Raw genomic sequence first — 23,792 nt, 5'->3', positions numbered from 1 at the left:
TTCTTAGTGTTTGGGTGTGCAAAAGCACCCCAAAAACTAGAGCAAACTTCTTCTACAACAATCTTTTTTTCTATCAATCAGTTTAAATTTTATGATCTTGGTTTTATAAAAAAATATCCCACAAAGACAACTTTAGAGATTTTTAATATGGGGCATTTGCTTTTTACATTTAGTGCAAGTAATACCGGAGTTTGCCTTAATGATACTTGTTATTCTAAAGAGATTTTTATTAGGAGATTTTTTAAAAATGAGGCTTTGGGTGGGCTAAATTTTAAAGACATATTGGAAGGAAAGGAGATTTTAGGGGGGGAAGGTAAAGAGAAACAAGAGCGGGGTTTTATCCAAAAGATACAAAAAGGCAACAATAAGATTTTTTATGAAGTAAGCAAAAATCGCATTTATTTTAAAGAAAGTCAAAGTAAATTCACTTTGGAGATAAATTATAATTAGGCTCTTATGGGGGTTATGATTATATAAGTATCGTATAAACTAAACGGATTTTAGTTTGGGAATAAATATTAGTTTTTGTATAAATTAAATTATTTTAGCATTTATAGCAAAATATATTAAAGATTTATTTTTATTTAGGAAATTATAAATAATTTTGGTTGGCTTTCTTGTAAAGATAAAAAGTAAAATAAAAGATTAAGCTCTTTTTTTGTTTTTGTAGAGAAAATAAACTTGCCACAGATTCTAAAAATCTGTGAAAGCGGATTAATCTAAAAAAGAACTTTTAAATCCATTGATAAAAACGATGGCAACGATAATGGGAATAATGTATTTTACATAATAAAACCAGATTTCTACTAAAAGCTTACTTTGTGTTCCATTTAGCAATTCTTCTTTAGCATCTTTATCTAAAATCCAGCCCACAAAAATAGAAGCACCAAGGGCTGTAAGCACAAAAAAGATATTTCCACTAATTATATCAAAAGCATCAAAAATATTTTTTCCAAAAATAAGCACTTCCCTCCAAGGACCATAAGCTAGGATTGAAGGGATATTTCCTGCAATAAAAGTAAAGGTAAGAACCCAGAATACTGCCCATTCTCTTTTTAATCTTAATTTTTCACTCAAAACACTAATTAGCACCTCATAAAGAGTAATAGAAGTAGTAAAAGCCGCAATAATTAAAAGTGTAAAAAAGCTAACGGCCAAAATACTTCCAAATTTCATAGAAGAAAATACGATGGGTAAGACTTCAAAAATTAACTTAGGGCCAGAATCAGGTTCTAAACCAAAGCTAAAAAGAGAAGGAAAAATCATAAAGCCTGCTAATAGTGCAATAATAGTATTTAATATTCCAGTTCCAACAGCAGTTTTAATAAGATTTTCACTTTTGCTAAGATAAGAAGAAAGTGTTATCATTACTCCAAATCCAAGCGAGAGAGCAAAAAAGACTTGCCCTAAAACATCAATAAAAAGTTTGGAGTTGATTTTGCTAAAATTAGGAGTTAGATAGAATAAAACCCCTTCTTTTGCACCTGGTAAGGTTAAATTTCTAATTACGATTGCAATCAAGCATAAAATTAAAAGAGGCATTAAAAATTTCATAGCTTTTTCAATACCATCACTCACACCTTTTCTTAAAACAATATAGTTTAATAGCACAAAAACTAAAGTATAAATACTTACCATTAAGGGGTTATATTCAATATTTTGCATATAAAAATCTCTCGTTTCTTGAGCACTTAAAGTGTGGTTTAGGGGTAATACACCTTGGATAATGCTAGAAATATAGGTTAAAACCCAGCCTCCTAGAACCATATAATAAGCAATAATCCCAAAACAACCAATAAGCCCCATAATCCCAACGATTTTCCAAGCTTTAGAAAAGCTCTTTTTTTGATAATGGGGACTAAAGGCATCTAAAGAATTTTTATGTGCGCGTCTGCCAATAACATTTTCTACTAAAATCATCGGAATCCCTATTAAAAGCATTGCTAAAATAAAAATCAAGACATATGCTCCCCCTCCATTTTCTCCAACCAAATAAGGGAAACGCCAAGTCGCACCAAAACCTATTGTCGCTCCAGCTGTAGTTAATAGATAGGTTAGGGTGCTAGACCATTCATGTCTTTTGCTCATAGAAACTCCTAGATTGTTTTTTAAATAAAAGAAAGTTTGTATATTACAATAATTTACTTACAAATTTAAGAAAATAGATACAGTAGCTAAGAAAAAATTTTAAAATAAGAATATTTTACACCTTAAAAAATACTATTTTGGAGATAAGAATTTAACAAAAGTCTAAAATTTCCTATTTTGTTTAAGATAAAATTACATAAAAAATTATAAGGAAGATTTATGAAAATTACAAATTGGAATGAGATAGATTTTGCCCCTAAAGAAGTTAAAATAAATGTATTGGTAGAAAACGAAAATACTAAAGAAATACAAATCTTATTAGCAAAAGATAGCAAGATGAGTGAGCACAAAGCTCCTTTTGCTATTTGCGTGCAGGTTTTAAAGGGAAAAATTCTTTTTAAGGTTAAAGAAGAATATGAGCTAAATGCTCTTTGTATGATAAGCTTAGAAGCTAATGTAGAGCATTCTTTGTATGCTTTAGAAGATTCGATTGTGCGATTAAGTTTGGCTAAAAATGATAGTGCAAAAAGGGTGAGTGCTGTGCTTAAAAAGCCTTAAAATAAAAGAAAGAATGCTTATATAAAAGGAGCGTAGAATATAGTATTGATAAGGGTTTAAAAGGTAGGATCGCAAAATTATTGTAAAAAATAAAAACGCGTTTATAGCTTTATTAAGAAGAAAAATTTCTTAAAAGTTACAAAATAGCTTTAAAAGGGAGGGAAATTCTAAAGGACATAAGCAATTTAGAGGAGATGAGACAACTCTGCTAAGGATTATATTATATTGCTTATAAAAATCCAAAAAGTAGATATTATTTTGGAAGCTAGGCATAAGCTATCCCAATAAAAAAGATAGAGATTTTGCCAAAAACACAAAAGAAATGCAGGAGGAGATATTAAATTCTGTGGATTGGCAAATTATTTAGGAAATTTTAGAAAGCTTTTAAGATTTGAATGGATAAATGGTTGTATTGTATTGAGTAATCAAGAAATCAAAGAGTTTTATGAAATTGTAAAAATTGGCACACCTAATATGGATAGAATCCTAAAAATATTTTAGGTAAAATTCTTTAAAATTATTGTATAATCACAAAACTTATGAGGGAGTAGTAGGCGAGAATACTCGTGGCAAACCAACATACTGATAATTAGCACTTGCTAATATCTGGTTTTGTCTTAAATTATGAGACTCATATATAACTTTAAAAAGCTATATATGAAATATATTCCCTTTTGAAATCTAGCTCATATATAGCAAAGGAGCTAGAATGCATACACAACCTACTTTAGAAGAACTCTATGTAAAATACCATACAAGTCCTATTAGTGGTTTAAGCACAGAGCAAGTTTTGCTTAATCAGCAAGCTTTTGGCAAGAACCAAATAGATTCCTCTCCGCCAAAGCCTATTTATATGCAGATTTTAGAGGCATTTAAAGAACCTATGGTTTTACTTTTGGTGTTTGCAGGGGTGTTAGCACTTAGTATTAATAGTTATGAATATTTTGCAAATAAAGAAGCCAACTTTTTGGAATGTTTAGGGATTTTTATTGCTATTTTTCTTTCTATTGGAATTACTCTTATTATGGAGAATAAAAGTCAAAAGGCTTTTGAAGCATTGCATAAAATGACAGAGGGAAATAAAATCAAAACTTTGCGTAATGGTTCTATTAGCAGGGTGGCTCAAGAAGATTTGGTGCTAGGAGATATTATTTTTTTAGAGAGCGGAGATAAAATACCAAGTGATTGTCGTATCATTAGTGCAAAAGAGTTAATGAGCGATGAATCTTCTTTGACGGGTGAGAGTATGCATGTGTTAAAGAGTGAAGAGCTTGGCAAGCAACAAATAAGTAACACTTATGAAAATATGCTTTATAGTGGCTGTTTTATCACTCAAGGAAGTGCTAAGGCAATTTGTGTAGCAATAGGATTAGAGAGTGAGTTTGGAAAGGTGGCAAAAGAACTTAATAAAAGCTATAAAGATTCTACACCTTTGCAAGAAAAACTAAAAAAATTGGGAACTAAAATCACAATTTTTGGAGCAGTGGCTGCAAGTTTGGCTTTTATTTTGCAGGTAGTATTTTTTGTATTAAGAGGAGAAATTGCATTAGAGTTAGTGAGTGAGGCTTTTATTTCTAGTGTGGTATTGATTGTAGCAGCAGTTCCTGAGGGTTTGCCTACTATTGTTGCGGTATCTTTGGCACTTAATGTTATTAAAATGTCAAAACAAAATGCACTAGTAAAAAAGCTAATTGCTTGTGAAACGATAGGTTGTGTAAATGTGATATGTTCGGATAAAACTGGCACACTTACCAAAAATCAAATGAGTGTGGAACATTTTTTTATCCATAATAAAAGAGTAGAGTTAAAAAACAAAGAAGAAATGGAAAAAGAGTTGGGTTTAATTTTAGAAAATTGTGCGTTAAATTCCACAGCAGACTTAGAACAAAAAGGGGATAAAATTTTATTTTTAGGGAATCCCACAGAATGTGCCCTTTTAGTGCATGCTAAAAACTTTGGTTGTGATTATAGGAATTTAAGAGAGAATGCAGAGATTTTGCAAGTTTTTCCCTTCTCTTCTCAAGCTAAAAATATGATAACTCTTGCAAAAATGTATAAAAGTATTATAGCTTATACTAAAGGTTCTCCAGAAAAAATTTTAGATCTTTGTGTGGATATGGATTGTAGTTTGCTTGCACAAATTAAAAAAGAAATTACCTATTTTCAAAAACAAGCTTATAGAGTGATAGCATTTGCTCATAGAGAACTAAAGGAGATTGCTACTAATAGGGAAGAAATAGAAAAAGAATTTGTTTTTGATGGTTTTGTGGCGATTGCTGATCCTTTGAGGGAAGATGTTTATGAAGCGGTTCTTAGAGCAAAAGAAGCAGGAATTAGCCTAAAGATATTAACAGGAGATAATCTTGAAACTGCTAAGGCAATAGGTGCTAAATTACATTTGTTGGAAAAGGGTGGGGTGGCTATTGAAGCAAGTGAGCTTGAAGCTATGAGTGAGGAAGAATTTTCTAAGAGTTTGCAAAATATAAAAATCGTAGCACGCTCCACACCCAGCACAAAAATGCGTATTGTTAAAGAGTTAAAAAAGCAAGGTAATGTGGTAGCTTTAACAGGAGATGGTATTAATGATGCACCTGCACTCAAAAATGCAGATGTAGGTATAGCAATGGGGATTAGTGGGACAGAGGTCTCTAAAGAAGCTAGTGATGTAGTGTTATTAGATGATAGTTTTAGCACAATTATTAGGGCAATTACTTGGGGTAGGGGAATTTATCAAAATTTTCAGCGTTTTATACAATTTCAGCTAACCGTCAATCTTTCATCGGTTATTATTGTGCTATTTGCGGTTGTGATGGGATTTAGTGCCCCTTTTAGTGCTTTGCAACTTTTATGGGTGAATCTTATTATGGATGGACCGCCCGCACTTACTTTGGGGCTAGAACCAATTTCTAAAAACTTGTTAAAGTATAAGCCCACAAAACGCAATGCAAATATTATTACTAAGAGCATGTTAGGGCTTATTGTAGTGAGTGGGATTTTTATTTCTTTTGTATGTTTAGCACAGTATTTTTGGAATTTTTTAGGAGCGAGTGAAGAAGAAAAAGGAAGTGTGCTCTTTACCCTGTTTGTTGTGATGGTGCTTTTTAATGCCTTTAATGCAAGAGAGCTTCATAATGAGAGCATCTTTAAAAATCTGGGAGCAAATTATTGGATGGTGCTTACTTTTGTGCTTACTTTTATTTTACAAGTTTTGATTGTGCAATTTGGGGGAGAAGCGTTTAAAACAAGTCCGCTAGAACTTTTAATGTGGGGGAAAATTATGGTAGTAGGAGCTAGTGTGATTGTATTAGGCGAGATTATGCGTTTTTGTTATAGAGTTGTCTTTAAGGTAAATTAGTTAAAAAGGGGATAATTCCCCCTTTTAAATGCTATGGGATAAAATTAAAATCTCTTATTATAAAAATTTAAATTTTATTGATTTGGAATTTAAAATATTTTTGTTGCAAAACTTATATTTTGAGATTTAATGCTATATTTATTAAAAAGTTTTTAAAAGAGTAAAATGATGCAAGAGATTATGCAAAAAATAGAAAACCAAAAAACAGAGCGTTTAAAATATATTTATTCTAAAATTAGTCAAATTCCTTGTTCTATTAAGGAACTTTCTAGTGAATTAAAAGTTTGCACCAAAACCATAAAAAGAGATCTTGAAAGCTTAAAAGCAATAAAAATAGGTAATAAATGGAAGATAGAAGTAGATACTATAGAAGTATTTTATCAAAATCTTGCATATTGGGATGATTTTAATCTACCAAAATCTAGTGAAAAATCTATTTTTATCCAAATGGGCGTAGAAAAACTAGATGATGAGGATTTGAAAAATTTTAAAATTTTAGAAGAAATGATTAAGAACAAAAAAGAAGTGATTTTTGATTTTAGGGGGATTAGTTTTAGTATTAAGCCTTTAAAATTGGCATTTTTTAGTGGGTTTTGGTATCTTTTGGGACTTGATAGTGTTAAACAAGATAAGTTTAAAAAATTTTATTTTAAAGATATTAAAAACATTGTAGAAGGAAAAAAGAGTTTTGAAGTGGAGTTTGCACTAGAAGAATATCTTAAGAATGCAGATTCTGTGTGGTTTGGCTGTAATAGTTTTAGTGTAAGACTTTTTATAGAAGCACCCATTGTAAAATATTTTCAAAGAAAGCCTTTAAAAACGCAAAAAATTTTAGGAAAAGATAAAGATGGCTCACTAGAGATAGAAGTGCAAATAAGCAATGAAATGGAAATTTTACCTTTAATTTATAGTTATATGCCTTATATCAAAGTGCTAGAGCCAAGAAGCTTGCAAGAGAGTATTAAAAAAACTTTAAAAGCATATTTAAAGTCCATAAAATAGACAGAAAATGTCTAAAATAAAATGTTAAACTTCTTTGAAAAACAAAAGGGTAAAAGTTGGAATATAAGCCAAAAAATCAAGAGGAGCTAAAAAGGTTAATAGATGATGAGAATGTGTATCTAGGAGATATTGATACAAGCTTGATTATAGATATGCATGCCCTTTTTAATAAAAGTGTGCGAAAAGATTTTAGCGGGATTGGCACTTGGAATGTGAGTAGGGTAAAAGATATGGGCTATATGTTTAGTAAGGCTTTGTATTTTAATGAAAATATAAGTGCTTGGAGTGTAGGAAATGTTGAAAATATGGAAGGTATGTTTCATGGGGCGATTAATTTTAATCAGAATTTAGATGCTTGGGATATTTCAAATGTGCGCGATTTTCGCTTTATGGTGGAGAATACAAGTCTTAAAACTTTGCCTATTTGGTTAAGGAGTGAAAGTTATAAAATAGGAAATAAATATAAGCCTAAAAGTAAAGGACAACTAAGAGTTTTGATAGAAGATGAGAGTGTATATTTAGGTGAAATTGATACAAGTTTGATTGTGGATATGAGGGCATTATTTATAGGTATGAATTATAGAGAGGATTTTGGTGGGATTGCAAAATGGAATGTAGAAAATGTGCTAGATATGAGCTATATGTTTTATTCCTTAGAGAAGTTTAATGAGGATATAAGCACTTGGAATGTGGAGAATGTAAGGGATATGTGTGGAATGTTTTATTATGCAGAAAGCTTTAATCAGGATATTAGCTCTTGGAATGTAAGTAAAGTTAGCGATATGTCTTTGATGTTTTGTGAGGCGAAAAGTTTTAATCAAAATTTAGATTCTTGGGATATAAGTAGCTTAAAAGATGTAGAAAGTATGTTTGATGAAAGTATGCAAAATCCACTGCCAAAGTGGTTTAAGAGTAGCAAATAAAGATTATATGAGAATTTAAAGCTTGTATTTTATTAATAAGAAGAGTTTTTACTCTAAATAATCCTACTTATTATAAGCAAATACAAAATATTTGCATGAGATTTTTTATAAAGCAATATAAGTGTATCGTTAAAAATGAAGTGTAGTATCTAAAAATTAGCCCCAACCCATCATATTGAGTGGTAATGAAATATCTTTTTTATTTTTCTATAAAGATTAAGTTTGAAATATAATCAATTTTTAAAGGAGTTGATTGGGATAATTTTAATTTAAAAAAGCTTGAAAAAACTAACTTCAAACTTTAATTGCTGTATTAAATTTTAAGTTTTCTATGTAGTTATCTTCCAAATCTTATCATAGGTAATTACAAGCTATTTTTATATAATGGCGATTAAGCTGTGATTGTATAGTGTTTTATAAAGATATTTATAACTAAAAAATATAAGAAACTTAAGCAAAAATGTAACTATCCTAGAAGGCAAAAATAATTTGAGATATTTGGGATATTTTTGTTTTAAATTGGGAAAGATAACAAGCTGTTTTTATAAGTTTTAAAGTTTATTATTGAGGGGTATAAAAGCCTCTTACATCTTGAGAAACTTGTGGCAGTCTAAAAAGATTTGTAACGAAATTTAAACTGTAATCACTTAAATAATATTAATAAACTTAGTTGCTCTTCTGGATTGCTTTAGATAAAGCCCTAGCGATAGTATGTTGTAGAGGCTTTGCAATGATTTTTTGCTTTTTTACTGTGAATGAAGTGTGGTTTCTAAAAGGTTTGTTTTAAATATAATAGTTATTTTTAGATTGCTTCTTGCTTTAAGATTTCTTTAGCTAAAAACTACTAATCGCTTTTAAAATCTTTTAATTTTTGGTTAATGTCTATTGTTTTTTTATAATTATTACTTATAAAATTACTAATTTCATTGTCTTTTATAAAATTGTTAAAAGGTATGCCACTATTTACAAAACTCCAATTAGAATCAAAAAGATTAATCCCTTTTACCTTTAAGAAATTTGCAATTTTCTCTCTTTTTGTGTGTTCTGCGATATTTTCGCCAAAAATCCTAACTCCAAAGCTCCCATTATCCTTATTTGTAACATCTTGCCAACAAAATGCAAAATAATATTTTTGTGTAATTTTGGGCTTAAAAATAAAGCCCAAATGGTTACAATTACTATCTGCTATCTCCCAATCTTCAAATTCCTTTTTTATTAGCAACTCTTTGCAAATTTTCCTTAAAAACCCCTCCATTATTTTATCTTTTTGCAAGAGAATCTCTAAGATTAAATCATAATTTTTGCTATTGTTTGCATTCTCTAAAAATTCCAAAATATCCATTTGATTTTCCTTTTGGTTGGTGATTTCTTTTATCACATCTATATAAAATTCTATTGCATAATAAAGATTTTTAATGTTTTTTACCTTGTCTTTTATATTTTCGCACCATTTTAAAATATCTTTTTCATAGGATATTTGGCGATAATTTATCTTTGTATTCCCTTTATTTATGGTATTTTCAAAAATTTTCCATTTTTTAAAACTACTAGGCTTTGTGCCATAAGGGGTTAAATAAATAAGGTATTTTACATTATTTTTGTCATCTAAAAAGTTTGCATAACGCTCTAATTGTTCTTCTTGCTCTCCTGCGTTAATTTTATTTTCTATAATGATATGGCACTCATTACTTTTTAAATACAAGTCAAATCGCCCAAAATCCCCCGCAAAATATTCTTTGTCAATCTCTATATTTTTACAATCTATTCCCTCTATTTGGCATTGCTTTAAAAACTCTTTTAAAAATAAATTATTTTGCTCATGATTGCCTTTAGGGTTTAGGAGCGAGTAGAGCATGTTAGAGTGCATTTGCTCTAAATATGGATTTTGCACGACTAACAAAGGATTGTAATCATTTAACCCCATTCTTTTGCGATTTTCTAAACGCTTATTTTTAAAATTTAAAAAACTGCTAAAAAAATTTTCATAATCTCGCATAGTTTTTCTTATAATTTTTGATAAAAATAGAGCAGTTTTGTGCTTTCCTTACTATCTTCTTTAGCACTAAAAACAAAATCAGTATCTTCTTCTAGTGTATCTTCTAGTGTTGCTAATTTGTTTGTTTGGAATTCTACAAGACTTGAGCCTTTTAGGATATTAAAGCTTGCTACAACCATGCAAAGCTTGTGATTTTCAAGTTTTTTGGGTGCTAAATCGCTTATATTTTCTTTATAAATATAAAATCCACCTTTGTTTAAAATGTTTGTAGCCATCTCCATAATTTCAACAATATCCAATCCAAATACAACATCTTCGTTTTTATCGCTTTTTTCAGGGTTGCTTGCTAAAAATTCTTCTTTTAATAATAGTTCTAGTTTTTCTAAATTATTCTCTTGCATTTTTGCTCCTTAAATTTTGATATTTTGAAATTATAGCTTAATTTTATGGACAAAAATTGTCTTAAAATTGCCAGATAAATACAAGATATTTGTTTGCAATGACAATAAGAGGCTAAAAGATTTAGAATAAACTTCTTGTGATAGATGAGGAGATGTGGATTGCTTTGCTTGTTGAGGGAAAAGTAAGTTACCATCATTAAAGTTTTTGCATATAGCTTGTATCATAAGTATTATTTAGGCGTTTTTGTATGCACTCATGCCAATTTGGTGCAAGGAGTGTGTCTAGATTTGCAAGTTTTGTCAGTAGATTTGGATTTTGTTTTAAAGTATTTTTAGGATTAAAAAATAAAGAATTAAGCTCCAAAATACTTAGATTTTCTTTATTTCTTTCTAAAATTGTGATTTTAGACTGCGTGTGGAGCTCCCCAGTCTCCAAAACTCTATAATACCACCCACTTAATCCACTTTTAAAAATCTCTTGTGTAAAGCCTTTGAAATGATGTATTAAAGAAATTTTTATACAAGGCTTTCTAGGTTCGCTAACTTGTAAAATCACATTATCAATCTTGTGAATATCGCCCACACATACATTACTTTCATGTAATCCTTGAAGGCTTAGATTTTCTCCCATCATACCAAAATTTAGTTTTTTGTTGAGTAATTTTTCCCATATAGGATAATTTTCACAAGAATTGGCAAAAATAGCTTTATTTATTCCTCCATGGTGCTTATTATCAGCGATTTCATTTTCTTTTATCCCTAAAGTTTCTACTTTAGCATAATTTAAATAAATATCTTTAATAAAAGCACTCTTAAAATCTCTGTAATCCTTAATGTATCCTATTTGCAAACTTTGCAATCTCATAAAAAACCTTTTAAAGAAGCTTTGAAAAATATTGTAGCATATCTTAAAAGCATTTAAAATAAATCATTAGGCGAAGCCAAACTGTATTGTTATTTTAAAAAGTTTGGGAATTTATTTACAAAAAGTTGGCAAATTTTTGTTATAATCTACAAAATTTTTCATAGAAGGATAGAGTAAATGTTGCTTTTTACGCCAGGTCCAACACCAGTTCCAGAATTTGTTCGTGTTGCTATGAGTGAGCCAACAATCCACCATAGAACTAAAGAATTTGAAGAAGTTTTTGCAAAAACTAGAGAACTTTTAAAAGAAATGATAGGACTTCCTGAAGTTTTAATGCTTGCAAGTTCAGGGAGTGGAGCTATGGAAGCTAGTGTAAGAAGCTTGTGTAGAAAAAAGGTGCTTACTATTAATAGTGGTAAATTTGGTGAGAGATTTTCCAAGATTGCTAAGGCTTTTAATATTCCCTATGTAGAAATTAAGAATGAATGGGATACGCCAGCAAGCTTAGAATCTGTAATGGAAGCTTTAAAAAATGATTCAGAAATTGATACTTTTTGTATTCAAGCATGTGAAAGCGCAGGAGGATTAAGGCATTCTTATGAAGTGATTGCAAAAGCCATTAAGGAATATAATAAAGATATTATGGTGATTGTAGATGGGATTACGGCAATGGGAGTGGAAAAGCTAGATGTAAGTTGCGTGGATGCACTAATAGGTGGATCACAAAAGGCTTTTATGTTGCCACCAGGAATGAGTATTATAGGGCTTAGTGAAGCTGCTATCAAGATAATAGAAGAACGCAATATCGGTTTTTATTTTAATTTAGCAACAGAGCTTAAAAATCAGAGAAAAAACACTACTGCTTGGACAGCACCTACTACTATTATTATTGGGCTTTGTGCCTTTTTGCAAAAAGCAAAAGAAATAGGTTTTGATAAAATCTATCAAGAAACTAAGGCAAGATCTCTAGCCACCGATGCAGCAATGGAGGGGATTGGACTTATGATTTATCCTAAGATACCTGCTTTGTCTATGAGTGCGGTATTTGATAAAGAGGCAGAAGAGATTAGAAAAATCCTAAAGAGTGAATTTGGTGTCAATATTGCAGGTGGACAAGATGATTTAAAAGGTAAGATTTTTAGGATTAATCATATGGGATTAATTCCATTGAGTGAAATTTCTTGGGTAGTAAATGCAGTAGAATTAAGCTTAGAGAGATTAGGTAGAAGAAAGTTTAATGGACTTGCTAATCAAATCTTTTTAGAAAAATATTATCTAAGTATGAATGGGAAGTAGTATGAAGATTTTAGTAACAGGAACAGCAGGATTTATTGGATCATTTTTGGCATTACGCTTATTGGAGCGTGGTGATGAGGTGGTTGGGTTAGATTGTATCAATGATTATTATGATGTAAATATTAAGTATGGTAGATTAAAAAATGCAGGAATTCATCAAGAAGAGATTGCTTATAATCAACTAACCCAAAGCACAAAATATAAAAATTATCGTTTCATTAATCTAAAATTAGAAGATAAAGAAAATCTTTTTAAGCTTTTTGAAAATGAGAAATTTGATAAAGTTTGTAATCTAGCAGCACAAGCTGGAGTGCGTTATTCTTTAGTAAATCCTTATGCTTATGTGGATAGCAATATTGTAGGGTTTGTAAATATTTTAGAGGCTTCACGCCATTATAATATCAAGCATTTGGCTTATGCTTCTAGTTCTTCTGTGTATGGTTTGAATGAAGCAATGCCTTTTAGCACAAGTGATAATGTAGATCATCCTATTAGTCTTTATGCTGCGAGCAAAAAGAGCAATGAATTAATGGCACATACTTATTCTTATTTGTTTAAAATGCCCACAACTGGACTTAGATTTTTTACAGTGTATGGTCCATGGGGGCGTCCTGATATGGCTTTATTCCTCTTTACAAAAGCGATTTTAGAAGGAAAGCCTATTGATGTGTTTAACAATGGAGAGATGTTAAGAGATTTTACCTATGTAGATGATATTGTAGAAGGGGTTGTAAGGGTGATTGATAATATCCCAACTCCTAATCCAAATTGGAGTGGTAAAAATCCTGATCCCCATAGCTCTAAAGCACCTTATAAAATCTATAATATAGGCAATAATAACCCTGTAAAATTAATGGATTTTATCGAAGCAATTGAAAAAGAGATTGGCAAGGAAGCAAAAAAGAATCTTATGCCTTTGCAAATGGGAGATGTTCCAGCGACTTATGCAAATGTAGAAGATTTAGTAGAAGAGTTGGGTTACAAGCCAAATACCCCTATTGAAGTAGGAATTAAGAATTTTGTGGCTTGGTATAGAGAGTTTTTTAAAATTTAAATTAAAGGAGTAAAAATGCTATGTCCTGTGTGTAATGTAGATTTGGTGATGAGCGAGAGAAGTGGTGTAGAGATTGATTACTGTCCTAAATGTAGAGGAGTTTGGTTAGATAGAGGGGAGCTTGATAAGATTATTGAACGCTCTGCCCAAGTGAATACCCAAGCACAAAGTAATTATCAAGAGCCACGAGGAAATGTGTATAGAGAACATAAAGAGAGTGGCTATTATCATAAACCCAAAAAGCGTGAAAGCTTTTTTAGTGAATTGTTTGACTTTTAGCAATGATTATAGTTCCTGCTAGATTAAAATCTACAAGATTTCCTAATAAGGTTTTAGAAGATATTGGTGGAATTCCTATGATTATTAGGGTTGCCAATATTGCTAAAAAAGTAGATGATGTTGTGATAGCAACAGATGAAGAAGAAGTAAAAGAAGTATGCAAAAAATATAATATTCAAGCTATTTTGACTTCAAAAACGCATAATAGTGGCACAGATAGAGTTGCAGAATGTGCTAGAATTTTAAAACTTCCACAAAATGAATTAGTGATTAATATGCAAGGCGATGAACCTTTTTTGGAAGTTGAAGTAATTTTAGCATTAAAAAAGATTATGCAAGAAAAGAGTATAGGGGGGAAGTTGCCTTTTATGGGAACTTGCATTAAAGAAATTTCCTCACAAGAAGCACAGAACCCAAATTTAGTAAAAGCCATCTTTAATAAAGAAATGGAGGCAATTTATTTTTCGCGTTCGCTTATTCCTTATGATAGAGAAAATTTTATGCAAGAAAATCATATAAGTTATTATGGACATCTTGGAATATATGCTTTTAGTAATGCTAGTTTGCAGGAGTTTTGCACACTGCCTAAATCCAACTTAGAAGAGATTGAAAAGCTAGAGCAATTAAGAGCGATAGAAAATAAAAAAACTATTGTAGTTGCAAAGGTGCAAAGTGCTTCCTTTGGAATTGATACACAAGAAGATTTAATAAAAGCTAAGAAAATTTTTTTATAAAATAGGTTAAATATGCAAAATATACAAATATCTAATGAGGCAAATTTGCCAACAAAATATGGAAATTTTAAAATAAGATCTTTTAGGGAAATTAAGCAAGAGGGATATTTTTTAGAACATTTGGTGATTAAGACAGAGAATTTACCTCATAATCCACTTGTTAGAGTGCATTCAGAGTGCTTAACTGGTGATGCTTTAGGTAGCTTAAAATGCGATTGTGGTGGTGAGCTAGAAATGGCACTACAAAGAATACAAGAAGAAGAAGGTATGGTAATTTATCTGCGTCAAGAAGGTAGAGGAATAGGGCTTTTTAATAAAGTTAATGCCTATGCACTGCAAGATGAAGGTTTGGATACAGTAGAAGCTAATTTGAAATTAGGTTTTAAAGAAGATGAGCGTGATTATAGTGTTGTGCGTGAAATTTTTAGTTTTTATGGACTTAAAAAAGTGCGACTTTTAACAAATAATCCAAGTAAAATTTCTATTTTTTCCCAAATGATTGAAGTGCAAAGAGAATCTATCATCGTAGGGTGTAACCAGCATAATAGCCATTATTTAGAAGTTAAAAAAGAAAAAATGGGACATCTTTTATGAGAGAAAAAATTACATTTTATGAAGCTTTAGAGATTTTAGAGAATACAAATTTTCAAACATTAAAAACCGAGAGAGTATTTTTACAAGAAGCACATAATAGAGTTTTAGCAAAAGATATTTATGCACCTTGTGATATGCCACTTGTTCCACTTTCAAGTATGGATGGTTATGCAATTAATTCTAAATTTCAAGAGAATGTTGAATTTGAGATTTTAAAGGATAATAGGGCAGGAAATGAAGAAATTCCCACACTCTCTTTGGAGACACCTAAAGCTATTAAAACTTTTACAGGGGCGGCTATTCCTAAAAATGCAGATATTTTAGTGCCTATTGAAAATGTTTTGATAGAAAATGGAAAGCTTAAGATTGTGAAAATGAGTCAAAAGGGTGATTATATAAGAGAAGTAGGAGCTAATTATAAAAAAGGCGAGAAATTATTAAAAGCAGGAACTAAACTTTCAGGCAATTATATAGGTTTGCTTGCAAGTTTAAATCAAGTTTTTATAGAAGTATATGAAAAGCCAAAAGTGGGTGTTTTGGTAAGTGGAGATGAAATTTTAGAGCTTGGGGAGCATAGCGATAGTATTAATAAAATTTATAATGCCAATGGTTATTTGTTAAGTGCAAAAATTCAAGAATATGGAGCAATTCCTAAGCTTTATCCTATTTTAAAAGATGATAAAAATCTCATTGAAAAAAGTCTAGAAGATGCGTTAAAAACTTGTGATTTAGTAATTTCCACAGGCGGTGCTAGTGTGGGAGATTATGATTTTATTGCACAGATTGCAAAAGAAAGACAAGATGAAGTAGTTTTTAAAGGGGTGGGTATTAAACCAGGGCAGCATGTGTTGTATGCAAGATTTTTTGGAAAGCATTTTTTTGGATTGCCTGGGTTTCCAAACTCTACTTTGGTAACTTTTGAGCTATTTGTAAGTGTGATTTTGGCAAAAATGTGTGGAAATATAGCACAAAAAACCAAAATTAAAGTTCCCCTTGGCACACAAATATATAAAAAAGATAAAAGAATAGAATTTCGCGTATGCAATGTTATAGAAAATGATGGAAAGTTTCGTATAAATTTTGAAGGTAAAAAAGATTTTTTGAGTGCAATTTTGAATAATTTTTGTCCTTTAGAAAATGTGCAAATAGGACTTGCAATTTTAGACAAAGAGTATTTTAAAGAAGAAGATGAAGTCTTAGTTATACTTTTGTAAAATTTATTATTTGTTTATTATTTAGTTATAGAATTAAGCACAAAATTAAATAAGGTTTAATTAATGAAGATAAAAATATCATGGCTTGGTTTTGTGCTTTTTAGTGCATTACTTATTACTTTTATGAATTTTAAATTATTTAGCTATATTTATTCTAATTTGGCAGTAGAGAATGCATTGGAATATTTTATTTTGTTTCCTATCATTTATTTTGCTTTATTAGTGGCGATTTTTTCTCTATTATTTTTTAGATTTAGTGCTAAAATTTTACTTTCTTTATTTGTGATTATTACATTTTTTAGTGTTTATTTTATGCAAAGTTATGGTGTGATTATTGATAGTCAAATGATAACAAATGCTATGCAAACGGATTTTAAAGAAAGTAGCGAGTTATTAGGTTCTTGGAAGCTTTTTTTGTTATTTGTTACTTGTGTCTTATTGCCTTTAATTTTTGTATTTAAAATGCAGATAGCAAAAACACGATTTATGATTAGAGGGGCTACTTTTGGGATTTCTTTGCTAGTTGCGGTTTTACTTTTAGGGGTATTTTCTACAAAACTTGTGCCTTTTTTTAGAAATTATAATGATGCAAGAATGTATAATGCACCTTTTTATCAGATTTATTCTGCTATGAAATATTTTAAAAATACAATGAAGCATAAAGAAGAGCTAGAAAAAATTGCAGTGGATGCAAAAATGCAAGAACAAAAACATAAAAAAATTTTAGTGCTTGTTGTGGGAGAAACTGCAAGAGCAGAAAATTATTCTTTAGGAGGATATAATGCAAAAACAAATCCTTATACACCTGAAGAAAATGTGGTTTTCTTTGAAAATGTTTCTTCATGTGGCACAGCAACTGCTATTAGTCTTCCTTGTATGTTTAGTCTTTCCAAAAGGAGTGAGTTTTCCAATAATGAATATAGGGAAAATGTGTTAGATGTATTGTCAAGGGTTGGAGTAAGTGTGTCTTGGTTTGGGAATAATTCTGGAGGTTGTAAAGGGGTTTGTGATAGATTGGAGCAAAAGCAAATTTTGCGTGAAGAATATGATGGAATTTTATTGCAAAAATTACAAAATAAATTGCAAAATTTGGAGGATACAAATTTAATAGTCTTGCATTTGCAAGGATCTCATGGGCCAACTTATTATAAACGCTATCCAAAAGAGTTTGAAAAATTTACTCCAACTTGTCAAACAAATGATTTGGCTAGATGTTCTAAAGAAGAATTGCACAATACCTACAATAATACAATTGTTTATACAGATTATTTAATAGAAGAAATGATTGATTTATTAAAAAAGAAAAGTGATTATAAAGCAGCTTTATTATATGTTTCAGATCATGGAGAGAGTTTAGGGGAAAGTGGAGTGTATTTGCATGGGATGCCTTATCTTATTGCACCTAAAGTGCAAAAACATGTGCCTATGATTTTTTGGAGCAATGATAGAGAATTAAACCAATATGCTCTAAGTAATCAAAAAGAAGCTTTATCGCATGATAATCTTTATAGCACATTACTTGGATTTTTTAAAGTAACAAGTAAAACTTATGAAACTAAATTTGATATTTTAAATGCGGGGGGGGGGGGCAATTAATTTATGAAGCCAAAATATCGTCTTTTTAGCAATGCAAGCTATGCATTAAGTGGTTTAAAATCTATGTGGCAAAGAGAAATGGCTTTTAGAATAGAAGTGGTTTGTATTGTGCCACTTTTAGTATTTTCTTTATTTTTGGAAATAGATGTTTTTTTGAGGATATTGATAGATTTTTCTTTAATGTTGATTTTGATAATGGAGTGTGTGAATAGTGCTATAGAAGCTAGTATAGATTTAATTACTCAAGAGATTCATCCACTAGCCAAGATTGCAAAAGATTGTGCTTCAGGTGCTGTATTGTTAAGCGTTGTGTGGGCTGTAATAATTTGGAGTTATGTATTGATGGATTTATTTTTGTAGTGGTAAGTTTTTTGGTGGATAGCCTTATTAAGAAGAGAATACGAAAAATCCCTAAAGACTTAATGGGAATTGTAAGAAATACAGATATTAAAAGACAATATGAGTAAAAGTAATTGTCTTTTATAATCTTCTTAATATTTTGCAATATTTTTTTACATTTTTTCGGTAAGGAAAAAGCTTAAAATCACTCTTTTTTGCTACAAATTTAGCAATTTTGTGAAATAAAATTTCAAGCTTTTTTCTTGCTTTTTTGATTTGTTTAAGGGTGGTTGTGTTAAAAGATTTTAAGATGATTTTTGCTTCTTTTTCTTCTAAAAATTCTAAAATATTGGTATATTCTTTTCCTAACCAGATTTCAAAGCCAAAATTTAAGCCAATTTTAAAACTAAGCAAATCAAAAAGTGCTTTTCTCAAAGAATTTAGCAAATGATTCGACATTATAAACTGCTTTCTTAAAAGGGCTTTTTCTAAGCAACTATAAAGAAAATAAAACTCATTGCAAACATCATCAAAGCTTTGACTGCTAAGCTTTGCTATGCTAAAAGCAGAATTTGAAATTTCATGCGTAAAAAGCCCATTTTTATCTAAAAGCACCTTGCTTAAAGGCTCAAATTCATAGTAATTTTTCAAATCTTCTAAAGGAATAATGGCTAAATCAAGTCTCACTCCACTTTCAAAAAGCACTAAAAAACTTATCCAATTTTGTGGCAAATCAGGTGGATAAAATTCCATACATTCAGGCATTTGAAGCATTAAAATTTTTTTAAAGTATGAGGAATTTTCAAGCTTTAAAATACATTTTGGTAAATTTTTGCATTCGTGGAAATTTTGCTTTTCATTAAGTCCTAAAAAATCTTTCATTTTATCAAGTGGCACAAAAAATGAAATATCATAGTCTTGATATTTATCTTTCTTTGCTTTTTTATTAACCCTTGAACCCTCAAGTGTAACAAGGCGTATATTTTCATCACAAAGTGCTAAATTTTTAAGAATTTTTAGAATTTCATCTTGATTTTGCATTAAATTTCCCTTTTTTACAAAGTAAGAATTTGTTATTATTTTAACAAAAATTTAATAAGGAAGCAGTCATGACATATACAATTATTGAAGTTGAAAGGCAAACGGGAATTTCTTCTCATACAATAAGATTTTGGGCCAAAAAAGAACTTTTTCCTTTTGTAAGCAGAGATAAAAATGGAGTAAAATATTTTAGTAAAAAAGATATTGGTTGGGTAGAATGGGTGGCTTGTTTGCGTTCTGTGGGGATGAGTTTAGAGGATATTAAAGAATATATTTATCTCTTTTTAGAAGGAATTAAAACAGCTCCTAGGCGTAAAGAATTATTAGAGCAACAGTATAAAAAGGTGCAAAAGGATATTGAAAACTTAAAAAAAGCACAAGAAAAATTAAAATATAAGCTAGATATATATGACAAAATGATAGAAAGTGGAGTGGATCTTTTAAATCCACAAAGTAAAGACTATAAGGGATAGAAATTTGAAAATATACAAGTATCAATTCATACTAAGATGGAAAGATAAGTTTAATAAAGTATAATAAGAAGTAAATTTTTAATTTTTTAAGATTGTAATTGAAATTTAAAATAAACAAAAAGGAAAAAAATGCAGTGGGATGCGACACAATATTTGAAATTTGAAAAAGAACGCAATCTAGCAGTATTTGATTTGATAGATAAAATTAAAAATCAAAATGAAATTTGCACTATTTTAGATTTGGGTTGTGGTCCTGCAAATAGCACGCAGATTTTGCAAGATTCTTTTAAAAATGCTCAAATTTTAGGCATTGATAATTCTTTAAATATGCTTAAAAAAGCAAAAAGTAAAAATCTTAAAAATTGTAATTTTTTTCAATGCGATGTAAATTGTGAGCTTTTAGAGCTTCAAGAAAAATTTGATCTTGTATTTGCTAATGCAAGTATTCATTGGATAGAAAATCAAAATAAACTTTTTAAAGAAATTGCAGAACTTTTAAACGAGAATGGTGTTTTTGCAGCCCAGCTTCCTTTGGGTGAAAGTTCAATTTTTCATCAAGAATTAGCAAAACTTGCACAAAAATATGGCTTAAATTCTAGAGTATTTTATGCTTTAAATGCTTATAAATATTATGATATTTTGCAAAATTATTTTAAAGAAATACAGATTTGGCAAAGCACTTATTATCATATTTTAGAGAGCTTAGATGAGGTGATTGAGTGGTATAAAGGCTCTGGACTTCGTCCTTATTTAGAGAAGCTTGATGAAAGTTTGCAGACTAATTTTATAAAAGAACTTAAAGAACAACTTGCCCCCTTTTTTCCACCGCAAAAAGACAATAGCGTGCTTTTGCCTATGCCAAGATTATTTTTTGTAGCCAGAAGTTAGCTTATAGGTTTCTCCCCAATTGCACATTGCTTCTAAAATGGGGATAAAACTTTGTCCTTTTTTTGAAAGGCTGTATTCTACTTTTGGTGGAATTTGTGGATATTCTTTGCGTATGATTAAATCATCACTTTCTAATTCACGCAAGACATTTGTCAAGGTTTTAAACGAAATAGGCTCAAGCATCCTTTTTAGTTCATTATAACGCACAATATTTGCTTTATAAAGACAATAAAGCACGCTTAATTTATACTTGCCTGAAATTAAATTTAAAGTATGATTGAAACTACATTCATTAAAATTACATTGATTTTGCATAGTATTTCCTTATAGAATATTCAAGTAATATATTTATTTTATTGGTATTTTTTGTTATAATTTTATATAATAAATTTTTAAGGAGAAAATATGGATTTTATTACCATGCTTATTTTATCGGCTATTGTAGGTGGAGCAATCGGAGCTATTTTTTATCTTACTAAAAATAAAAAAAATAGAGATTAAACTCTAGCTTTAGGCTTTTGCTTAAAGCATTTCTACTTAGCTTTTAACTCTCCTTTTGGTTAGTATCTTACTTTATTTTTCGTATTGACATTATAACTTGTATCCATTAAAATTCTAGCACAAAAATCAATAATAAAGGAATTTTTATGCAAACAATCGCTTTAAATGATGGTAATAAAATGCCAATTTTAGGCTATGGCGTGTTCCAGATCGATCCAAAAGAGACACAAAAGTGTGTAGAGGACGCTTTAAGCGTGGGTTATAGGCTAATTGATACTGCGGCAATCTATGGCAACGAAAGTGCCGTAGGCGCAGCGATAAAGGCAAGTGGAGTAGCAAGAAATGAGCTTTTTATCACCACAAAGCTTTGGATCAATAATATTAGCCGCAACAATGCAAAAGCAGCATTTATGGAGTCTTTGAAAAAACTAGGGCTTGAATACATTGATTTATACCTCATCCATCAGCCTTTTAATGATAGTTATGGCGCGTGGGAGGTGATGTGTGAGCTTAAAAAAGAGGGCTTAGTAAAGTCTATTGGTGTTAGCAACTTCTATCCTGACAAACTTACAGATTTTTACTTTAATAACGAAGTAAAACCAGCACTAAACCAAGTAGAATGCCACCCATTTTTACCACGCTTTGACTTTGAAGAGACTATGAAAAATCTAGGTGTCACTATGCAGTCTTGGGCGTCTTTTGCGGAAGGAAAAAATGACATTTTTAACAATGAAATTTTAAAAAATATCGCTAAAAAGCACAATAAAAGCATAGCGCAAGTGATTTTAAGATGGCTCATTCAAAGAGAAATCACAGTCATTCCAAAAACACTCAGCAAAGAGCGCATGCAAGAAAATATTTCTGTGTTTGATTTTGCGCTAGATCCTAAAGATATGGAGCAAATCGCTACAATTTCGCAAAATCCTTTCATCATTTGCAATCACCGCGATGTTAAAACCGCAGAATTTTTGCTGAATTTGGCAAAGTAAATGGGGCTTTGTCTGAAGTCTGCTTGCATAAGGTTGTGCAAGGCTATTAGAAGTTAAGGTTTATACATGCAATGCAAAAAATTTGATAAAGCATATGTAGATGAGTGCGTGTCTTTGTATGTCGATGTGTTTTCAAAAGAGCCGTGGTGTGAGCAAAATAGCATTGAAAAGGTTAAAGAATACTTTTTAATGCTCTTAGAAATGAATACATTTTTAGGATTTGTGCTTATAAAAGATAGTCAAATTATAGGCGTTTGCGTGGGCTATATCAAGCCCTATGCGTTTGAAAATAATGTCGCTAAAGAATATGCAATTGAGCAATTTTTTATCGCGCATGAGTGGCAGAATCAAGGCTATGGCAAGCAGTTTTTAGAATCTATTATAGAGCAGTTGAAGGCACAATGCATGGATATTAATGCGATGATTTTAAACACTGAACGCTCATATCCTGCATTTAGATTCTATAAAAGCGCAGGATTTGAGGCACTTAGCGATTATGCAATATTGGCGAGATATGTGTAAATCTACAAGGAAGAGTTATGAAAATTGATAAATTTATCCCAATTGAGTTTGAAAAATATAAGCGTAAAGAGCATTTTTTGTTTTTTAAGGCTAATCCTTGTGGTTTTTCTCTAAGCGTAGAACTTGAAGTTAAAAACCTTTTAGCACATAAGCAAAAAGGATATTCATTTTTTAATATGATACTCTACTGCATTACTAAGAGTGTAAATGCAATGACAGAATTTAGAATGGATTATAAAGATGGGCTTTTAGGCTATTATGAAATATCTCACCCAAGCTATACGATTTTTCATAAACACAGCGAAACTTTTAGCTCTCTTTGGAGTGAGTATAATGCGAATTTTTATAAATTTAATGAGAATATGCAAAGAGATAAAGCGGAGTTTGGAGAAAATCTAAGCTATCATGCAAAAGCGACAAATGCACCAAATGTATTTTTTGTATCATCTCTTCCTTGGATTAGTTTTAAGGATTTTAATTTGCAAATTGATAGAAGCAAATTTTATGCACCAATCTTTACTCTATCAAAAATACAAGATTCTAAGATTTTGTTAAATATTAATGTTAATCACGCGATTTGTGATGGCTATCATGTGGCAAGGTTTATAGAATCTTTGCAGGACAATATTCATACTTTAGAGGTTGTTTGATGATTATAAAAGCGACAAAGAAAGATGTTGAAATAGTGGCAAATTTAGCGCTTTTACTTTGGCCAAATCATCATTTAAAAGAATTGGAGCAAGAGTTTTTAGAACTTTTAGAGTCTAAGAAATCTGCCATTTTTCTCAAATATATAAATGAAAATGCGGTGGGCTTTGCTTATGTGAATTTAAGAAATGACTATGTAGAGGGCTCTTCTAGCTCTCCTGTAGGGTATTTAGAAGGAATTTTCGTAAAAGAAGAATTTCGCAAACGCGGCTTTGCTAAAGAATTGCTAGAATCTTGTGAAAAATGGGCTAAAGAGCAAGGTGTAAAGGAATTTGCAAGTGATTGTGAAATAACAAATCAAAAAAGCCTTAGTTTTCATAAAGCTTTAGGCTTTAAAGAGGCAAATAGGATTATTTGTTTTGTTAAAAAAATATAA

26 protein-coding genes are annotated in these 23,792 nt (G+C 30.4%); 20 read left to right on the top strand and 6 right to left on the bottom strand.

What is annotated here, in order from left to right; all coding sequences use genetic code 11:
- Positions 1 to 6: 6 nt before the first annotated feature.
- On the top strand, positions 7 to 450 hold the full coding sequence (locus B6S12_RS05475) for a hypothetical protein (RefSeq protein ID WP_245892544.1): 444 nt from the start codon (positions 7 to 9) through the stop codon (positions 448 to 450).
- 264 nt (positions 451 to 714) lie between these two features.
- On the opposite strand, the gene B6S12_RS05470 is transcribed toward B6S12_RS05475, so the two are convergent.
- Positions 715 to 2,088 carry a sodium-dependent transporter gene (locus B6S12_RS05470; RefSeq protein WP_111229798.1) on the bottom strand — a complete coding sequence of 458 codons (1,374 nt, stop codon included), beginning with the start codon at positions 2,086 to 2,088 and terminating at the stop codon, positions 715 to 717.
- Positions 2,089 to 2,307: 219 nt separating this feature from the next.
- Between B6S12_RS05470 and B6S12_RS05465 the strand changes: the two genes are divergently transcribed.
- The 5 genes from B6S12_RS05465 (at position 2,308) to B6S12_RS05450 (ending at position 7,926) form a co-directional block, all read left to right on the top strand.
- Positions 2,308 to 2,646 carry a cupin domain-containing protein gene (locus B6S12_RS05465; protein WP_111229797.1) on the top strand — a complete coding sequence of 113 codons (339 nt, stop codon included), beginning with the start codon at positions 2,308 to 2,310 and terminating at the stop codon, positions 2,644 to 2,646.
- Between the two features lie 351 nt (positions 2,647 to 2,997).
- Positions 2,998 to 3,147 (top strand): L,D-transpeptidase, encoded by a 150-nt coding sequence (locus B6S12_RS10940; RefSeq protein WP_146239345.1) that lies wholly within the window; start codon positions 2,998 to 3,000, stop codon positions 3,145 to 3,147.
- A gap of 208 nt (positions 3,148 to 3,355) precedes the next feature.
- Complete coding sequence (locus B6S12_RS05460) at positions 3,356 to 6,001, top strand: calcium-translocating P-type ATPase, PMCA-type (protein ID WP_111229796.1); 2,646 nt, start codon at positions 3,356 to 3,358, stop codon at positions 5,999 to 6,001.
- 180 nt (positions 6,002 to 6,181) lie between these two features.
- Entirely contained in the window at positions 6,182 to 7,003 is an 822-nt protein-coding gene (locus B6S12_RS05455; protein ID WP_181450965.1) for a WYL domain-containing protein, read from the top strand.
- 56 nt (positions 7,004 to 7,059) lie between these two features.
- Positions 7,060 to 7,926, top strand: a complete 867-nt coding sequence (locus tag B6S12_RS05450; RefSeq protein WP_111229794.1) for a BspA family leucine-rich repeat surface protein — start codon at positions 7,060 to 7,062, stop codon at positions 7,924 to 7,926.
- A gap of 844 nt (positions 7,927 to 8,770) precedes the next feature.
- Here the strand turns inward: B6S12_RS05450 and B6S12_RS05445 are convergent.
- The 3 genes from B6S12_RS05445 to B6S12_RS05435 form a co-directional block, all read right to left on the bottom strand.
- On the bottom strand, positions 8,771 to 9,922 hold the full coding sequence (locus B6S12_RS05445) for a PDDEXK-like family protein (RefSeq protein WP_111229793.1): 1,152 nt from the start codon (positions 9,920 to 9,922) through the stop codon (positions 8,771 to 8,773).
- 8 nt (positions 9,923 to 9,930) lie between these two features.
- Complete coding sequence (locus B6S12_RS05440; protein ID WP_111229792.1) at positions 9,931 to 10,323, bottom strand: hypothetical protein; 393 nt, start codon at positions 10,321 to 10,323, stop codon at positions 9,931 to 9,933.
- 196 nt (positions 10,324 to 10,519) lie between these two features.
- Complete coding sequence (locus B6S12_RS05435; RefSeq protein ID WP_111229791.1) at positions 10,520 to 11,188, bottom strand: MOSC domain-containing protein; 669 nt, start codon at positions 11,186 to 11,188, stop codon at positions 10,520 to 10,522.
- A 177-nt stretch (positions 11,189 to 11,365) separates the two neighbouring features.
- On the opposite strand from B6S12_RS05435, the gene B6S12_RS05430 reads away from it, so the two are divergent.
- The 8 genes from B6S12_RS05430 (at position 11,366) to B6S12_RS05395 (ending at position 18,315) form a co-directional block, all read left to right on the top strand.
- Positions 11,366 to 12,484 carry a pyridoxal-phosphate-dependent aminotransferase family protein gene (locus tag B6S12_RS05430; protein WP_111229790.1) on the top strand — a complete coding sequence of 373 codons (1,119 nt, stop codon included), beginning with the start codon at positions 11,366 to 11,368 and terminating at the stop codon, positions 12,482 to 12,484.
- Between the two features lies 1 nt (position 12,485).
- Positions 12,486 to 13,538 (top strand): NAD-dependent epimerase, encoded by a 1,053-nt coding sequence (locus tag B6S12_RS05425; protein ID WP_111229789.1) that lies wholly within the window; start codon positions 12,486 to 12,488, stop codon positions 13,536 to 13,538.
- A gap of 15 nt (positions 13,539 to 13,553) precedes the next feature.
- Positions 13,554 to 13,817 (top strand): TFIIB-type zinc ribbon-containing protein, encoded by a 264-nt coding sequence (locus B6S12_RS05420; protein ID WP_111229788.1) that lies wholly within the window; start codon positions 13,554 to 13,556, stop codon positions 13,815 to 13,817.
- Between the two features lie 2 nt (positions 13,818 to 13,819).
- The gene (gene kdsB / locus B6S12_RS05415; protein ID WP_111229787.1) at positions 13,820 to 14,551 is read left to right on the top strand and encodes a 3-deoxy-manno-octulosonate cytidylyltransferase; all 732 of its coding nucleotides are present in this window, start codon (positions 13,820 to 13,822) and stop codon (positions 14,549 to 14,551) included.
- Between the two features lie 12 nt (positions 14,552 to 14,563).
- Positions 14,564 to 15,145 (top strand): GTP cyclohydrolase II, encoded by a 582-nt coding sequence (gene ribA / locus B6S12_RS05410; protein WP_111229786.1) that lies wholly within the window; start codon positions 14,564 to 14,566, stop codon positions 15,143 to 15,145.
- Positions 15,142 to 16,359: a molybdopterin molybdotransferase MoeA gene (locus tag B6S12_RS05405; protein ID WP_111229785.1), complete on the top strand. Its 1,218-nt coding sequence runs from the start codon at positions 15,142 to 15,144 to the stop codon at positions 16,357 to 16,359. The genes ribA and B6S12_RS05405 overlap by 4 nt, the downstream gene beginning before the upstream one ends.
- Positions 16,360 to 16,422: 63 nt before the next feature.
- Positions 16,423 to 17,955, top strand: a complete 1,533-nt coding sequence (locus B6S12_RS05400) for a phosphoethanolamine transferase (RefSeq protein ID WP_111229784.1) — start codon at positions 16,423 to 16,425, stop codon at positions 17,953 to 17,955.
- A gap of 3 nt (positions 17,956 to 17,958) precedes the next feature.
- On the top strand, positions 17,959 to 18,315 hold the full coding sequence (locus tag B6S12_RS05395; protein ID WP_111229783.1) for a diacylglycerol kinase: 357 nt from the start codon (positions 17,959 to 17,961) through the stop codon (positions 18,313 to 18,315).
- Between the two features lie 120 nt (positions 18,316 to 18,435).
- Here B6S12_RS05395 and B6S12_RS05390 read toward each other — a convergent pair whose 3' ends face one another.
- Complete coding sequence (locus tag B6S12_RS05390) at positions 18,436 to 19,335, bottom strand: aminoglycoside 6-adenylyltransferase (protein ID WP_111229782.1); 900 nt, start codon at positions 19,333 to 19,335, stop codon at positions 18,436 to 18,438.
- A gap of 68 nt (positions 19,336 to 19,403) precedes the next feature.
- Here B6S12_RS05390 and B6S12_RS05385 point away from each other — a divergent pair, with 68 nt between their 5' ends.
- Both B6S12_RS05385 and B6S12_RS05380 read left to right on the top strand, forming a co-directional pair.
- Positions 19,404 to 19,808 (top strand): MerR family transcriptional regulator, encoded by a 405-nt coding sequence (locus tag B6S12_RS05385; RefSeq protein ID WP_111229781.1) that lies wholly within the window; start codon positions 19,404 to 19,406, stop codon positions 19,806 to 19,808.
- Between the two features lie 129 nt (positions 19,809 to 19,937).
- Positions 19,938 to 20,696 (top strand): methyltransferase domain-containing protein, encoded by a 759-nt coding sequence (locus B6S12_RS05380; RefSeq protein ID WP_111229780.1) that lies wholly within the window; start codon positions 19,938 to 19,940, stop codon positions 20,694 to 20,696.
- Here B6S12_RS05380 and rrpA read toward each other — a convergent pair.
- The gene (gene rrpA / locus B6S12_RS05375; protein ID WP_111229779.1) at positions 20,673 to 21,011 is read right to left on the bottom strand and encodes a MarR family transcription factor RrpA; all 339 of its coding nucleotides are present in this window, start codon (positions 21,009 to 21,011) and stop codon (positions 20,673 to 20,675) included. The genes B6S12_RS05380 and rrpA overlap by 24 nt on opposite strands.
- Positions 21,012 to 21,343: 332 nt before the next feature.
- On the opposite strand from rrpA, the gene B6S12_RS05370 reads away from it, so the two are divergent.
- From B6S12_RS05370 to aac(6'), 4 genes are all read left to right on the top strand, one after another.
- The gene (locus B6S12_RS05370) at positions 21,344 to 22,186 is read left to right on the top strand and encodes an aldo/keto reductase (RefSeq protein ID WP_111229778.1); all 843 of its coding nucleotides are present in this window, start codon (positions 21,344 to 21,346) and stop codon (positions 22,184 to 22,186) included.
- Between the two features lie 66 nt (positions 22,187 to 22,252).
- Positions 22,253 to 22,708 carry a GNAT family N-acetyltransferase gene (locus tag B6S12_RS05365; protein WP_111229777.1) on the top strand — a complete coding sequence of 152 codons (456 nt, stop codon included), beginning with the start codon at positions 22,253 to 22,255 and terminating at the stop codon, positions 22,706 to 22,708.
- A gap of 17 nt (positions 22,709 to 22,725) precedes the next feature.
- Complete coding sequence (locus B6S12_RS05360; protein WP_111229776.1) at positions 22,726 to 23,358, top strand: CatA-like O-acetyltransferase; 633 nt, start codon at positions 22,726 to 22,728, stop codon at positions 23,356 to 23,358.
- Complete coding sequence (gene aac(6'), locus B6S12_RS05355) at positions 23,358 to 23,792, top strand: aminoglycoside 6'-N-acetyltransferase (protein WP_111229775.1); 435 nt, start codon at positions 23,358 to 23,360, stop codon at positions 23,790 to 23,792. The genes B6S12_RS05360 and aac(6') overlap by 1 nt, the downstream gene beginning before the upstream one ends.

Source organism: Helicobacter valdiviensis, from assembly GCF_003245365.1.
Taxonomy (GTDB): domain Bacteria; phylum Campylobacterota; class Campylobacteria; order Campylobacterales; family Helicobacteraceae; genus Helicobacter_D; species Helicobacter_D valdiviensis.
This window is presented reverse-complemented; position numbering and strand designations above follow the sequence as displayed.

Bases quoted from the DNA above. Each gene is read 5' to 3' on its own strand.
- B6S12_RS05470 (WP_111229798.1), bottom strand. From the start codon at position 2,088: ATGAGCAAAAGACATGAATGGTCTAGCACCCTAACCTATCTATTAACT.
- B6S12_RS05465 (WP_111229797.1), top strand. From the start codon at position 2,308: ATGAAAATTACAAATTGGAATGAGATAGATTTTGCCCCTAAAGAAGTT.
- B6S12_RS05460 (WP_111229796.1), top strand. From the start codon at position 3,356: ATGCATACACAACCTACTTTAGAAGAACTCTATGTAAAATACCATACA.
- B6S12_RS05455 (WP_181450965.1), top strand. From the start codon at position 6,182: ATGCAAAAAATAGAAAACCAAAAAACAGAGCGTTTAAAATATATTTAT.
- B6S12_RS05445 (WP_111229793.1), bottom strand. From the start codon at position 9,922: ATGCGAGATTATGAAAATTTTTTTAGCAGTTTTTTAAATTTTAAAAAT.
- B6S12_RS05440 (WP_111229792.1), bottom strand. From the start codon at position 10,323: ATGCAAGAGAATAATTTAGAAAAACTAGAACTATTATTAAAAGAAGAA.
- B6S12_RS05435 (WP_111229791.1), bottom strand. From the start codon at position 11,188: ATGAGATTGCAAAGTTTGCAAATAGGATACATTAAGGATTACAGAGAT.
- B6S12_RS05430 (WP_111229790.1), top strand. From the start codon at position 11,366: ATGTTGCTTTTTACGCCAGGTCCAACACCAGTTCCAGAATTTGTTCGT.
- B6S12_RS05425 (WP_111229789.1), top strand. From the start codon at position 12,486: ATGAAGATTTTAGTAACAGGAACAGCAGGATTTATTGGATCATTTTTG.
- B6S12_RS05420 (WP_111229788.1), top strand. From the start codon at position 13,554: ATGCTATGTCCTGTGTGTAATGTAGATTTGGTGATGAGCGAGAGAAGT.
- kdsB (WP_111229787.1), top strand. From the start codon at position 13,820: ATGATTATAGTTCCTGCTAGATTAAAATCTACAAGATTTCCTAATAAG.
- ribA (WP_111229786.1), top strand. From the start codon at position 14,564: ATGCAAAATATACAAATATCTAATGAGGCAAATTTGCCAACAAAATAT.
- B6S12_RS05405 (WP_111229785.1), top strand. From the start codon at position 15,142: ATGAGAGAAAAAATTACATTTTATGAAGCTTTAGAGATTTTAGAGAAT.
- B6S12_RS05400 (WP_111229784.1), top strand. From the start codon at position 16,423: ATGAAGATAAAAATATCATGGCTTGGTTTTGTGCTTTTTAGTGCATTA.
- B6S12_RS05395 (WP_111229783.1), top strand. From the start codon at position 17,959: ATGAAGCCAAAATATCGTCTTTTTAGCAATGCAAGCTATGCATTAAGT.
- B6S12_RS05390 (WP_111229782.1), bottom strand. From the start codon at position 19,335: ATGCAAAATCAAGATGAAATTCTAAAAATTCTTAAAAATTTAGCACTT.
- B6S12_RS05385 (WP_111229781.1), top strand. From the start codon at position 19,404: ATGACATATACAATTATTGAAGTTGAAAGGCAAACGGGAATTTCTTCT.
- B6S12_RS05380 (WP_111229780.1), top strand. From the start codon at position 19,938: ATGCAGTGGGATGCGACACAATATTTGAAATTTGAAAAAGAACGCAAT.
- rrpA (WP_111229779.1), bottom strand. From the start codon at position 21,011: ATGCAAAATCAATGTAATTTTAATGAATGTAGTTTCAATCATACTTTA.
- B6S12_RS05370 (WP_111229778.1), top strand. From the start codon at position 21,344: ATGCAAACAATCGCTTTAAATGATGGTAATAAAATGCCAATTTTAGGC.
- B6S12_RS05365 (WP_111229777.1), top strand. From the start codon at position 22,253: ATGCAATGCAAAAAATTTGATAAAGCATATGTAGATGAGTGCGTGTCT.
- B6S12_RS05360 (WP_111229776.1), top strand. From the start codon at position 22,726: ATGAAAATTGATAAATTTATCCCAATTGAGTTTGAAAAATATAAGCGT.